This is a genomic window from Marinobacter sp., assembly GCF_034669625.1.
Lineage (GTDB): Bacteria > Pseudomonadota > Gammaproteobacteria > Pseudomonadales > Oleiphilaceae > Marinobacter.
In genome coordinates, this window is the sequence record NZ_JAXMOY010000004.1 from 256,990 (window position 1) to 270,196 (window position 13,207).

11 protein-coding genes are annotated in these 13,207 nt (G+C 51.7%); all 11 read left to right on the plus strand.

Translation table 11 applies throughout. The features are described 5' to 3' along the window. Positions 1-196 precede the first annotated feature (196 nt). The 11 genes from VOI14_RS05760 (at position 197) to VOI14_RS05810 (ending at position 13,202) form a co-directional block, all read left to right on the plus strand. On the plus strand, positions 197-784 hold the full coding sequence (locus tag VOI14_RS05760; protein WP_323751080.1) for an RNA polymerase sigma factor: 588 nt from the start codon (positions 197-199) through the stop codon (positions 782-784). A 10-nt stretch (positions 785-794) separates the two neighbouring features. Continuing rightward, positions 795-1,451 carry an anti-sigma factor gene (locus tag VOI14_RS05765; RefSeq protein WP_323751081.1) on the plus strand — a complete coding sequence of 219 codons (657 nt, stop codon included), beginning with the start codon at positions 795-797 and terminating at the stop codon, positions 1,449-1,451. Further along, on the plus strand, positions 1,448-1,897 hold the full coding sequence (locus tag VOI14_RS05770; protein ID WP_323751082.1) for a hypothetical protein: 450 nt from the start codon (positions 1,448-1,450) through the stop codon (positions 1,895-1,897). Before VOI14_RS05765 ends, VOI14_RS05770 begins: the two co-directional genes overlap by 4 nt. A 123-nt stretch (positions 1,898-2,020) precedes the next feature. After that, positions 2,021-3,334: a hypothetical protein gene (locus tag VOI14_RS05775; protein ID WP_323751083.1), complete on the plus strand. Its 1,314-nt coding sequence runs from the start codon at positions 2,021-2,023 to the stop codon at positions 3,332-3,334. Between the two features lie 80 nt (positions 3,335-3,414). After that, entirely contained in the window at positions 3,415-4,341 is a 927-nt protein-coding gene (locus tag VOI14_RS05780) for a LysR family transcriptional regulator (protein WP_323751084.1), read from the plus strand. Between the two features lie 120 nt (positions 4,342-4,461). Further along, the gene (locus VOI14_RS05785) at positions 4,462-5,748 is read left to right on the plus strand and encodes a cytochrome c (protein ID WP_323751085.1); all 1,287 of its coding nucleotides are present in this window, start codon (positions 4,462-4,464) and stop codon (positions 5,746-5,748) included. Between the two features lie 38 nt (positions 5,749-5,786). Next, on the plus strand, positions 5,787-6,293 hold the full coding sequence (locus VOI14_RS05790; protein WP_323751086.1) for a (2Fe-2S)-binding protein: 507 nt from the start codon (positions 5,787-5,789) through the stop codon (positions 6,291-6,293). Continuing rightward, a complete protein-coding gene (locus VOI14_RS05795; protein ID WP_323751087.1) occupies positions 6,286-8,610 on the plus strand; it encodes a xanthine dehydrogenase family protein molybdopterin-binding subunit in 2,325 nt (774 codons plus the stop codon). Before VOI14_RS05790 ends, VOI14_RS05795 begins: the two co-directional genes overlap by 8 nt. Before the next feature lie 30 nt (positions 8,611-8,640). Next, the gene (locus VOI14_RS05800; RefSeq protein ID WP_323751088.1) at positions 8,641-9,093 is read left to right on the plus strand and encodes a substrate-binding domain-containing protein; all 453 of its coding nucleotides are present in this window, start codon (positions 8,641-8,643) and stop codon (positions 9,091-9,093) included. Next, positions 9,090-10,328 (plus strand): hypothetical protein, encoded by a 1,239-nt coding sequence (locus VOI14_RS05805; RefSeq protein ID WP_323751089.1) that lies wholly within the window; start codon positions 9,090-9,092, stop codon positions 10,326-10,328. The genes VOI14_RS05800 and VOI14_RS05805 overlap by 4 nt, the downstream gene beginning before the upstream one ends. A gap of 18 nt (positions 10,329-10,346) precedes the next feature. Continuing rightward, complete coding sequence (locus VOI14_RS05810; RefSeq protein WP_323751090.1) at positions 10,347-13,202, plus strand: EAL domain-containing protein; 2,856 nt, start codon at positions 10,347-10,349, stop codon at positions 13,200-13,202. Positions 13,203-13,207 lie beyond the last annotated feature (5 nt).

Here is a 13,207-nt window from a genome sequence, read left to right on the forward strand (position 1 = left end):
AAGGTTCCCGATTTTTCAAGTTTTTCTCATTCGATACCGTGAGAAGCGCGAAGAAGCCTTTGATTATTAATGCAAAAACACCTGCAATTATTTTACGTACCCGGATACCCTGAAAGCCTTCAGACTGGTAACATAGATCCAGAACTAAAATAACCACCGCCCTCTTTTTTCAACGGCGCAGCACAGAGGTACCCGATTGGCCCTGCTTACATTTCGCCAGTCCAAATCAAAACGTTTCGAACGTCTTGTCCAGCCACACCTGAAAGCCATGTACGCGTTCGCGTATCGCTTGACTGGCCGACAACACGACGCGGAAGATCTTGTGCAAGATGTGGTCGTCAAGCTCTACTCAAAATTGGACGAACTTGAAGCCATTGAGCAATTACGCCCCTGGCTGAACCGGGTGTTATATCGCCAATTCGTAGATTCGATTCGAAAGCGCCCAGCGGGCAGGGAAATCAATGCGAGCGTAATGGATGACTTCGAATCGGGCACCGCTTACCTGGACACACTCCCAAGTGACGCAGCAGACCCAATTACCGGACTGGCTCAGGCATCCAACAATGTCGCGTTAACCCGCGCACTGAACCATCTGACACCGGACCAACGCACACTTATACTGCTACACGATGTCGATGACTGGCGACAAGATGATATAGCAGCGGTTCTGGAGGTGGCTGTGGGCACCATTAAATCGCGACTGCACCGCACTCGAGCCACCCTTCGAAAATTTTTACAAGCAGAACTGGAACCTTTTGAAGGTGAGCAACGTGAGCTTCAGTAAGGTGGAGACAATGAACTGCGAAACTTTTATTACCAACATCGATTCTGAAGCCAGGTGCAATCTGTCAGCAGAAATGCAGCAGCATGCAGACGAGTGCCCTAAATGCGCACAAGCGCTGCGCGTATCTCAGAATTTGCAGCAAGGCCTACAAGGCATGGCGATACCAGAGCCAACCAGTGATTTCGAAACTCGAGTGCTCGCAGCTGCTACCAATGGCGGCCAGAAAAATAGCAATCGAAACTGGCATATCCCCGCCTGGAGTGGCGCAATCGCTGCAGCATTGGTGGTTGGTATCTTTATTGGCGGCGAACTGTCTGCCCCCACGCCAGAAAGCCGTCCGGTAGTTGCGCAGGAGTCCCCTTCTACAATAAGGGCAACAAGCACAACCCCCGAGCAACAAACCGTAAAACTGGCTTTTAACTCCCAAGAAGCCGTCGATAACGTAACGCTAACGCTGGAGCTGCCGCCCAACGTGGAGCTGGCTCCCTTTCCCGGCCGTCACCGTGTTAGTTGGAAGGTGGATCTAAAACCCGGGGATAACTTGTTAGCGCTGCCGCTGAATGTACTATTCCCAGGTGCAGGCACATTGGTTGCTCATCTCGATGATGGCAACAAAAGGAAGACTTTTCGTGCAGACATTGGCAAGACAAAGGAGCCGTCGACATGATAACCAAGCTAAACCCACTTATTTTTGCAGTCTTTGCTTTGGGCTTAGCGTTTAGCTCCGGAGCAGCTCTCGCTGAACCCGATCTGGACGTGACCATGCGCATGGTGATGGATGATGAGGCTTTAGGCGATTCATTTGTGCAAGAGATGGAGCTTCCCGACTCAGTTAATGAACTGACGATTGGTGAATCCTTTGAAGCATTAGACATTGATGAGCTGACAAGCGAAGCGCGCGAGATGCAGGAATCGCTTTCTTCTCAAGCAAGAGAAACCCGAGACGCTCTCGAGCTGGAACTGCCCGAGGAACAGCCGTCCGACCTGCCCGATCTGGAGTTAACGGAGCCGGATCTGCCTGACTCAGATCTTCCTACAGACAACCTTCCGGATCCCGGGCTGGATTTGCCCATCGAGGCTCCTATCAACCTGCCAGAAACCACAACGCCTTAACATCTCAGACTGTTAAATCGCGCTAGAAAAATCGAGATCTACAAGCACCTTCTCTTTTTCATCGCTAATAAGATAAGCTATCCCTTAATGCGCTAGCACCTTGCAAGTATTAAGGGATCTGCTTTGTCCTGTCGTCTTATCACGCCACTTCTTCTCGCTCTCAGCTTCAGCCTGTGCCCTTTCGCCGTGGCTGACACCCATGATGATGGCAAGCAAGATTTCCGATCCGGCGTGATGGCCTTTCAAAAAGGCGAGCTCAATCAAGCAAAACAGTTTCTGGAGTCCGCCCAATCCAAAGGGTTACAGTCGAAGGCCCTGACTTACAACCTTGGTGTGTTGTACTACAAGCTGGCCGAGTATGAACAATCCCGCCAGGCGTTCTCTCAACTTATCGGCACCAACCAGAAATCTTTGGCGCAATACAATCTGGGCTTGATTGCCTTGGCTGAAAATGATTCAGCAACCGCCCTGTTCCATTTCCGAACGGTTGCCGCCGATAACCATCAGCAAAAACTCGCAAAGCTAGCCCAAGCTCAACTAAAAAACCTCGGTAGCCAAAAAGCGCCCACCAAACACTGGCAAGCCCTGCTGTCGGTAGCAGTCGGATATGAAGACAACATCGGCCTATTCCCGGATACCGCCGCCAGCACACTCGATGACGGCTTTCTCGAGTCGGTAGGCGCCGCATCTGGCTATGCCTATCGACACGGCAACAGTGCGATTCAATTGAAAGCACAGTTTTATGTTCGTGATTATTTTGAAGAAGACGACTTCAACACAGACCTTCTTCGTCTCGGAACAGCATGGCGCTATAACCTTGGAGGCGACAGAATTAGCCTCGGCCTTGAGGGTGATCAACTTTGGCTGGCCAATGCATCTCGGGAACAAAGAGCACGGCTGACCGCCGATTGGCTCACACCCAGCTGTTCCACAAAATCGATGAAGGCAAGCTGTCAGATAAAACTTGAGGCCGAACAGATTTTTGCGGACAAGGCCCAATACCAGGCATACGAAGGCCAACATTATCGACTGGATACTCGTTACCGTGCTCGTCAAGGTGACTGGTCGAGCGAACTACAATATCGCTTCGATTATAACGACCGGAAGGATCGGGAAATTGGGGATCAGTTTTACAGCGTCTCCCCGATGGGCCACACGCTGGGTGCTAAGCTCTCTTATGCGATAACCAGAGCTCTCAAGATAGGGGCCAATGCCAGTTTTAGGTACAGTGAGTACACGCAGCCCCACACATTCAAGAACGGGGAAACAAAAAAGCGAACAGACCGGCGCCTATCCTACAGCCTGAATGCAGAATACCAATTCGACCAAACCTTCGCGGCAACTACCAAACTTGGCCGCATGAGCAACGACAGCAATATCGATCGCTACCAATACGACCGCGATACCATCAGTCTCGGGATTAACATTCGCCTCTAACAGACCGGAAATTAATATATTTTTGGAACCTGGAGAGAATAGCGGAACCATCCGCAAAGTATCATCAGGAAAACTGAACTATGATTTCCCCGATTACACTGGATGCGCTGCTGACTCTGGATGCCATCGATCGGCGACACAGCTTTGCCGCTGCCGCCGAAGAACTTTTCCGGGTGCCGTCTGCAATTTCTTACACGGTTAACAAGCTGGAAGAAGACCTCGGTGTCCCGCTCTTTGACCGCAGTCGGCGCAAGGCCGAGCTGACCCCGGTGGGGCGGCTGGTTTTGGAACAGGGGCGCCAGATCCTCAAGGCGACCGACGAGCTGACGGCCATGGCCCGTCGTGCGGCGGACGGCTGGGAGGTGGAACTACGAATCGCGATAGACAGCGTGCTCAGCTGTGACCCCTTCTACACGTTAATTGAAGATTTTCAACGCATTCAACCAAAAACCGAGCTCAGGCTGACCGAAGAAGTACTCGGCGGTAGCTGGGATGCGCTAAGCGATGGCCGGTGCGATTTGGTGATTGGCGCACCAGCCGCACCTCCTACCACCGGTTTCGCGTTACATTCTTTAGGGCATGTAGTCTTTGATTTTGCAGTTGCTGCCGACCATCCGCTGACAGAACTGCCCCAACCTATACCGGCTAGCGCAATTCAGGACTACCCTACCGTCATTGTTGCCGACAGTTCTCGGCATTTACCGGTTCGCTCGTCCGGCCTGCTGGATGGACGAAGCCGGGTCATCGTTCCGACCATCGATCATAAAATAGAAGCTCAGCTTAAAGGGCTTGGTGTGGGCTATTTACCTCGTCATAGAATTGCCCGTCAATTGGGCGACGGCGAATTAAAGGTACTAGCGCTGGATGCACCGCGGCCCCCTTCCGAAATATCAATCGCTTGGTCGCGGGGAAACACGGGAAAAGGCTTGAAATGGTTTGTCGACCGTCTGAAGCAAATGCAGTTCGATCCAGAGCGCGGCATCATCGTCGGTGATGAAACCGAATAAAAATCACAACGCCTGCAAGTTCTTAATTTTAAACTACACTTGTTGTTCATAACCGGTCGCAACCCACCAGCCTGATTGCTGCCAAAGTCTGCGAATTCAGGCCATGACAGGAGAACAACAGTGTTGAAAAAGATCCTAGGGGGCTTGATCGCTCTTGGCGCACTGGTCCTGGCTATTTTTCTTTTTATTGCCTGGGAATCATCGATAGATCCGATTAGTCCTCCCGCGCCTGATTCGTTCAGCCAAGAACAAATCACTCGGGGCGAGCTGCTAGCAGGTCTGGGTAATTGCCAAACTTGCCACACAACCGATCCTGACCAACCTCTGGCAGGTGGCCGAGCGATGCCGACGCCCTTTGGCACACTTTACTCCACCAACATTACGCCCGACCCCGAAACCGGGATCGGGCAGTGGTCCGAAGAAGCGTTTGCAAGGGCGATGCGCGAAGGCGTGTCCCGATCAGGATCACAGCTTTTCCCTGCATTTCCCTATACCCACTTCACCAAAATGACGGATGATGACGTATCAGACCTTTACGCTTATCTGATGTCCCGACGGGCGATCCCTGCGGAACCTCCCGAAAACACTCTGGAATTCCCCTTCAACATTCGATTGTTGCTAGCTGGCTGGAAACTGTTGTTCTTTGAGGAAGGGCGTTACGAAACGGATGACAGTAAAAGCGAAGCATGGAACCGGGGCGCCTACATTGCAGAAGGCCCTGGCCATTGCAGTGCCTGCCACACACCACGCAACATGCTTGGGGCGGAAGACGCAGGCAACGCGTGGGAAGGTGCAATCGTCAACAACTGGTACGCACCCCCATTGAACGCCAGCAATCATACGCCCGCGAGCTGGGCAGAAGCGGAAGCCTATCAGTACCTTCGGCATGGTGGCTCACCGCTGCATGGTGTCGCCGTAGGCTCTATGGCCGATGTCGTTCATGCCGGGTTAAGGCTAGCGCCAGACAGCGATCTTCGCGCTTTAGCCGTTTGGCTCAGTGATCTTGCACAAGCCTCCGATACAAATCAGGCACATGAAAGCGCAGCCAGCGCTATCCGTACTGTGCACAGCACTCAAAACCCGTCGGCCATGATGAGTGAAGGCGAGCGGCTATTCACCTATGCCTGCGCTGCTTGTCATTACAACACCCCTGAAAGCCCCAACACGCTGCGTCCGGATATGGCACTAAATAGCGCCATCAGTGCACCGACACCGGTAAATCTTATTCGTATAACGCTGAATGGCGTATCCCTTAAAGAAGGAATGCCCGACGCAATGATGCCAGGTTTCAGTGAGGCCCTGAGCGACCGGCAAATCGCCAGCCTTCTGGGATACCTGAGATCGACCCATACAGACCAGCCCGCGTGGACGGATTTGGAACAACAGGTCCGCGATCAGCGTCCATAAGAACTCTGGCAAAGCATTAACTTAACGGAGCAAGCAAGATGGCAACAGAATTCGAACTCAACGGTCGGGCGGTTACCGTTGATATTGAGAGCGATACCCCCCTGCTCTGGGCCCTACGGGACGACCTTGATCTTACCGGCACAAAATACGGATGCGGCATTGGCATGTGCGGGGCTTGTACCGTATTGGTCAACGGACGCGCCATTCGATCCTGCATCACTCCGGTAGAAACGGTGTCTGGCGCCTCTATCACCACCATTGAAGGCCTACACCCGGACGGAAACCACCCGTTGCAAAAAGCGTGGGTTGAATCACAGACGCCACAATGCGGTTACTGTCAGAGTGGACAGATTATGCAGGCAGCCGCCATGTTGAAGGACTTCCCCGACCCTAGCGACGAACAGATCAACCACGCCATGGGCGGAAATCTATGCCGATGCATGGCCTACGTACGTATCCGCAAGGCGATCAAGTTGGCGGCGGAGGAAATGAAGGGGGCCAGCGGCAACAAGGCACAAGAAACAGGAGCGGCAGCCAATGAGTAAGTTCTACCGTTATCTCAACCAGCCCGACACCGCTACCACAGCCAGCACACGAAATACCGACGAAGGCTTGCGCGTCAGCCGCCGCGGATTTCTGATTGGCGCCGCCGGTGCAGGCTTCACCCTCGCCTTTTTTCGTTCTGGCCTAAGCTTTGCCCAACCCGAAGACGTGGTTAAAGAAGGAACCTTTGAGCCCACCATCTGGTACCACATCCACCCTGACGGCCGCATTATAGTGAACATCACCGAGGCGGAAATGGGCCAGCACGTTGGCACGGCTCTCGCCCGCATCGTGGCTGACGAACTGGAAGCTGACTGGGCCATGGTAGAGCTCAACCATGTGGACAGCGATCCAAAATGGGGCCTGATGGTGACAGGCGGTAGCTGGTCTGTCTGGGAAAACTTTACGCCTTTAAGTCAGGCCGGCGCTGCCGGACGAACGGCCCTCATCGAGGAAGGCGCTCGTTTGCTTGGGGTCAGCCCTGATCAGTGCGAGGCTCGTAATAGTCAAATCGTAGCCGGCAATCAATCCATAAGTTACGGGGACATTGTCAGTCGCGGTAACCTGAGCCGGACCTATACCGCAGATGAACTCAAACAAATGCCCGTCAAACCGGCGAGTCAACGTCGCCTGATAGGCCGTGAATCCCAAGCATTGGATATACCCGACAAGACCGACGGCGCCAGCCGCTATGGCTTGGACGCGAAGGTGGAAGGCATGGTTTATGGCCGCCCGCTTATTCCGCCCACCCGTTACGGCGCAACCATCAACAGCATTGATGACAGCGAAGCAAAGTCCGTTAAAGGGTATCAGCAGACCATCGTACTGGACGATCCCACAGATACCGTGCCCGGATGGGCTATCGTTATTGCCGACTCCTTCCATGCCGCCAATAAAGCAGCCGCAAAGGTTCAGGTGGATTGGGCCGCCGGGGATACGGCAGATATCAGCGAACAAACCATCCTCGACCACGGGGTGAAATTGATCGAGTCCCCAAATAAAGGCTCCATCATGTTCCCGGACGATGGTGTCAACGAAGCCTTCAACAAAGCAGCTGACATATTTGAGCAGGACTACATCACACACACAGTTCTTCACTTCCAAATGGAACCGGTGAATGCACTGGCCTATGAAAAAGACGGCGTGTGGGAAGTTCACACAGGCAATCAGTGGCAATCCTTAATCATCCCAGTACTCGCTAAAGCGCTCGGAGTGAAGGAGGAAAATGTAGTCATGCGCACCTACATGCTGGGTGGCGGTTTTGGCCGTCGCCTGAACGGTGACTACGCCGTGCCTGCAGCCCTCGCCTCGAAAAAACTGGGCAAGCCGGTAAAACTGGTGTTTACCCGTGAAGATGACACTCGCTTTGACTCACCCCGGTCAGCCTCTTATCAGCGTATGCGCATGGCATTTGACTCAAATGGCAATCCCGCAGGTATGGAGCACCATGCCACAGCCGGCTGGCCAACCGAAGTCATGGCGCCGTTCTTCATGCCGAAGGGAGCGAACGACGAGCCCTATGACCCGTTCTCAATTCAGGGTGCTGCGCACTGGTATTCGGTAGGGCCACATCGTGTTCGGGCCATTTCAAACGACCTGGCAAACGCCACCTTTCGTCCTGGCTGGCTTCGGTCCGTAGGTTCCGGTTGGATCAACTTTGCGTTGGAATCCTTCATGGACGAAACAGCTCGTCACGTTGGAAAAGACCCTATCGATTTCCGGCTCGAACTACTTAAAGCAGAAGGCAAGAATGCGGGCGAAGCCCCTAATTCGGTTGGCGGGGCATCGCGACAAGCAAACGTCCTGAGACGTGTTCGGGAACTTTCTAACTGGGGACAAGACCTCCCCGAAAACACCGGCCTGGGTGTTGCGACGTCTTACGGCCAGGAGCGAAACATGCCCACTTGGACGGCCTGTGTCGCAAAAGTGCATGTAGATCCGGAAACCGGCCACGTGAAGCTTGAAAAACTGACTCTGGTGACAGACGCCGGCACCGTTGTTCACCCCGATGGCGCCCGTGCGCAAGTAGAAGGGGCGGCCCTTTGGGGGGCGAGCATGGCGCTCCATGAAGGCACACGATTTGACAAAGGTGAGCCTGCCGCAAGAAACCTCGACACCTATACGCCGATGCGTATAGGAGACGTGCCCGATATGGAACTGGAGTTTGTAGAAAGCACCGAAACTCCTGTGGGATTGGGCGAACCAGCGACAACGGTCATCGGCCCCGCTATCGCCAACGCAATCCACTCGGCTATTGGTGTGAGGCTACGAGAAATTCCGATTACACCCGTTGCGGTGCGCAAGGCCTTACAGACGTGACAACCGCGCATAAAAGTGAAGCTATTAATAATGCCAACACCTTTTAAACGGTTCCAAATACTCTCTGCTTGTGTATTGGCTGCATGTCTCGGCTTCTTCACAAGCATGAGTGCGTTTGGAGAAACTAAACTTTTAATCCACCAAGGAATTCAGACCCAAAATCTCGACACTGCCTATCTAAATCAGATATTTGCCATGCAAGTGCGGAAATGGCCGAATGGCACGCCCATTCACGTTTTTGTTTTTCCGAGTTCCAGCAAACTTCACCGTGATTTCGTCGTCAGTCACTTGAATACTCAAGCACACCAATTAGACCGCATCTGGAACCGAATGCTGTTTACCGGCACTGGCAAGCCCCCAACGGTGGTGAACTCAGAAAACGATATGTATTTAAGGATTCTAAACACGCCAGGTGCAATCGGTTACGTGTCGGCAGCATACCCGGTCAAAGACGTGAGAGTGCTGGGAGAGAAACAAAAATGAGAATACACACAAAAGAGCTGCTTGTGCTCGCATTGCTCATTAGCCCACAAGCCAACGCCATTGAACTGAACAACACCACTCAAATACATGGTTTTCTTAGCCAAGCTGCCGTTTATAGCCCGGACAACCCCTACGCCGGAACCGATGCAGATAACGGCTCGGTGAAATTTCGCGAAATCGGACTGAATGGTTACTCCGAACTAACACCCGATTTCCGACTAGCCGGCCAGATCCTCAGCCGGCAACGAGATGAGTCCGATGATGGTGATGTTCGCGTGGACTTCCTACTCGCCGACTATCTTGTCTGGAGTGACCATTCTTCATCTTTCGGTCTGCGAGCGGGCCGTGTCAAAAATACGATCGGCTTTTACAATTCGATTCGTGACATCCCTTCTGCACGACCAGGCTATAACGTTCCAGACTCCATCTATTTTGATGCATTCCGGGATTCGCTCCTGTCCACCGACGGAATCAATCTATACGGAACTGCGTTACTGGACAACAATCAACTTACATGGGAACTAACGGCCGGACGCAAAGACGTAAAAAGTGAGGATTTCGAATACTTCGCCTTCGGCTACCCCGTTCGTAAGGGCGAGGCAGATGACGCTCCTATCTATCTACTCAATGTAAACTTTGTGCCAGACATACTGAATAATGATCTTCGCTTGGGCATCAGCTTGGTTGATACAGAAATTGAGCTAGAGAACACTCAGTCCGTTGCCGAGGCACAGATGGCTTTGATGACGGCGCCTCCCGGGGATGCACTTACCAACCCTCACCTCTACGTGACTGGCGCTAAAATTGAAGCGCTCTACGCAACGTTCTCTGCCCAATACAACTACAAGAACTGGATTTTCACCTCAGAATATTTGCATCTCAACGCGAAGTTCATGGGTGAGTTCGCAGGTATGCCTGCCAATAACCGGCAAAAAAGCCATGGGTACTATTTCCAAGTGGAATGGCTGTCCACTCCAAACACAACGTGGTTAGCACGCTATGAAGAACTCGATCTGGGTACAAACGGAAGTGAGATCAACTACAACCCTCATCGAGACTACGGAAAAGGCTGGACGGTAGGCGGTCGCTGGATGTTTGCAGATAACTGGTCAATCACCGGTCAGGCGAGCTTTAATGAAGGCACAGCTTGGTTGCCCAGCTACAGGGGCATCGAGGAAAAACAACTTCAGAAATATTGGAACTATTATGTACTGTCATTGAGCTATCAATTCTGATCCGCAGGACGCGCGCTCATGTTTCTAAGTGTCAAATGGAAAGCCGTTATTTTTCTAAGCCTTGTCTTCGTATTAATTACCGGGGCCTGGGTTTCCCAGCATATTTACAAAACCCTCCAAAATTACGATAGCAAGGTTGAAGAAAGCCACGTCAAACAACAACAATTGTTGACTCAGCTTTTAGACGATAATTTTCTGAGACTTTCCCAACTATCTCAGCTGATATCTGAAATGCCTGAAATTCAGCAAACTACATTCACCGGTAGCCCAGATCAGCTACAGAACTTCCTTCAGAAAGAATGGATTCAACTGAACATCAACACCGGGATCGATTTTATTGGCCTATACAGCACAAACGGCGCCCTCGTTTCACATACCTATAACAAGACACTGTTTGAAGACCCGGGTGCTTTAGAAGAGGCCATCACAACCGCCATGAATGCCAACCATGAAAACAACCCGGATTCTTTTTTGTTCTGCTATACCGGGTGTTCGCAATTCGTGGTTGAACCGCTGGTATTGGACAACGGTAAAGAAGCGCTTATGGTCACCGGGCAGAACATTGCCGATATCATTTTGCGTTTCCACCAAATTTCCGGTCAGGACCTCGCCGTTCTTTTGCCCCCAAAAACCAATACTTCTGGGGCGGGAGAGCGTTTGTTAAATAACTGGAGTCTTCGTCTCTGGGCAGCGAGCAGTTTCCAAACATCCCTTGATCAGCTCCGTAAAATCCAAGAGATGAAACCGTTCGAGCTAGTCCCAGAGGGCGATGCGCTAGATTACGAAAATACTACGCTTGTGTTCCATTCACTCGATCTCGAAGAATACTGGGCTTACGGCGATACTCCCGTTTTATTGGCCATCAGTGATGAAACCGAACAGTATCAAAGACTTCTCAATACACTGACATCAACGGTGGTCATTGGGCTGATGGCACTGTTTATTTCTGAAATGATCCTTCTATTTGTAATGCTCACGCCATTGCGTCGGCTCACAGCTGTCGTCGAGGCTCTCACGCTTTTACCAAAACACCAATATCGTGCCGCGTTAGATAAAGTTGAAAAACGCCCTATTCGCTTTCGTGATGAAGTATCCCAACTGGAAAGCAGCACCCGATATGTTATCCGTCAACTTGAAACCTTACATATCGAAGTAGAAGTAAAGAGCCGCTCCCTTGAGGGGCAAGTTGCTATGCTCTCCAGATCACGAGCCTTTCTCGAACGACTCATCGACAGCTCTCACCTATTTATAGCAACCTTAACACCTGGCGGAAATCTGATTACAACCAACAGCCGGTTTGATAAGGAATTCAAACGCCCCGTCAAAGGGTTTTCAGACCTATTCATGAACTTACGTAGTGCAGAAGACTATCAGAGAAAACTGATGCATCTTGCGGCAGGCGACTGCGACGTCATCCAGTTTGATACTGAGTTCATGAATGACCAAGGTGTCGTCATCTATTTCGATTGGACTTGCTCGATAGTTGAAGACGAAAAAGGCCGAGACACTGTTCTGGCCATCGGCATCGATCTGACCCAACGAAAACGAGACGAGGAAGCATTGGAATGGCTGGCTAACAATGACCCATTGACGGGTATCGGCAACCGGAGGTGTTTCCAGCACGATCTGCAAAATCTACTGGATACTCAGCGAAGCGGCGCCGTCATTTTTATAGACGTGAACCGATTTAAACAGATTAACGACCTATACGGCCACACCATAGGAGACACGGTCCTCATTCAAATCGCAGAAACTCTTGGAAATACCGTTCGAGCGAGCGACTCTATTAGCCGTTTGGCCGGCGACGAATTCACCGTCATCTTGCCAAAAATTGATACCGTTCAGCTCGAAAGTTTTCTGGAGAAGCTGTCCCATAACCTGAACGGCCAGGTGGTGATTGATAACGAAGACCGCACTATTGAGTACAACGTTAGCATTGGCGCTGCTTTGGTCAACGACCACGGCACCACCGAACAGGACTTGATCGTCCATGCCGACATGGCCATGTATCAAGCCAAGAAAAAAGGAAACGGACAATGGCAGATTTTTGATCCGGATAACAACGATCTGGCTAATCTCAGGCGCGACCACGACCTGACATCCCTACTCAAGCTCGCATTGAAACGAACCGACCTATTCCAACTAAACTATCAGCCAATCTATGCTATTGAAGAAGCAACGGTCAGTCATTACGAGGTGCTTCTAAGGCTGAAAGATAGCGCCGGGAATGCTGTGTATCCGAGTGATTTCATTCCCGCCGCAGAACGCATGGGGCTCATCCGGTTGGTTGATGAATGGGTACTGGACAATGCCATAGAGAAACTCGCAACGGATCACCAAAACGGCGCCGACTACACCCTCTCAATTAACATTTCAGCCCCTACCCTGCAGTCCGCGGATTTCCCGAAAACGCTTTTGGGGACACTCAAAACACATGGCGTTGAAACCCGCTACGTTGTCATTGAGCTAACTGAGACCGCCTACATCGAAAACTTCCAGATGGTTCTGAACAACCTCCAACAAATCAGCGACGCCGGCGTGTTGGTAGCGTTAGACGATTTCGGTGTCGGATTCTCCTCCTTCAGTTATCTCAAAAAGCTACCACTCAGCTACGTTAAGCTTGATGGCTCTTACATTCTTGATCTGAGTAATAATCCCGACAACCAGGTGTTCGTTGAAAGCCTGACCAATATGGTTAACGCGTTTGGTATGCAAACCATTGCCGAATTCGTAGAAGATGCAGCCACTCTGGATAAACTGCAGGAGCTGGGCGTGGCGTACGCGCAGGGATATTACATTGGTCGTCCGTTGCCGGAGTTGGATGACATGCTGTGTGCAACAGGGTTTGGCCAGCGGGAGAACTCGAGGCGCTGAAGAAG

Excerpts from the sequence above, each read along its gene's own strand:
- VOI14_RS05770 (WP_323751082.1), top strand. The coding sequence starts at position 1,448 with ATGATAACCAAGCTAAACCCACTTATTTTTGCAGTCTTTGCTTTGGGC.
- VOI14_RS05795 (WP_323751087.1), top strand. The coding sequence starts at position 6,286 with ATGAGTAAGTTCTACCGTTATCTCAACCAGCCCGACACCGCTACCACA.
- VOI14_RS05790 (WP_323751086.1), top strand. The coding sequence starts at position 5,787 with ATGGCAACAGAATTCGAACTCAACGGTCGGGCGGTTACCGTTGATATT.
- VOI14_RS05800 (WP_323751088.1), top strand. The coding sequence starts at position 8,641 with ATGCCAACACCTTTTAAACGGTTCCAAATACTCTCTGCTTGTGTATTG.
- VOI14_RS05780 (WP_323751084.1), top strand. The coding sequence starts at position 3,415 with ATGATTTCCCCGATTACACTGGATGCGCTGCTGACTCTGGATGCCATC.
- VOI14_RS05765 (WP_323751081.1), top strand. The coding sequence starts at position 795 with ATGAACTGCGAAACTTTTATTACCAACATCGATTCTGAAGCCAGGTGC.
- VOI14_RS05810 (WP_323751090.1), top strand. The coding sequence starts at position 10,347 with ATGTTTCTAAGTGTCAAATGGAAAGCCGTTATTTTTCTAAGCCTTGTC.
- VOI14_RS05805 (WP_323751089.1), top strand. The coding sequence starts at position 9,090 with ATGAGAATACACACAAAAGAGCTGCTTGTGCTCGCATTGCTCATTAGC.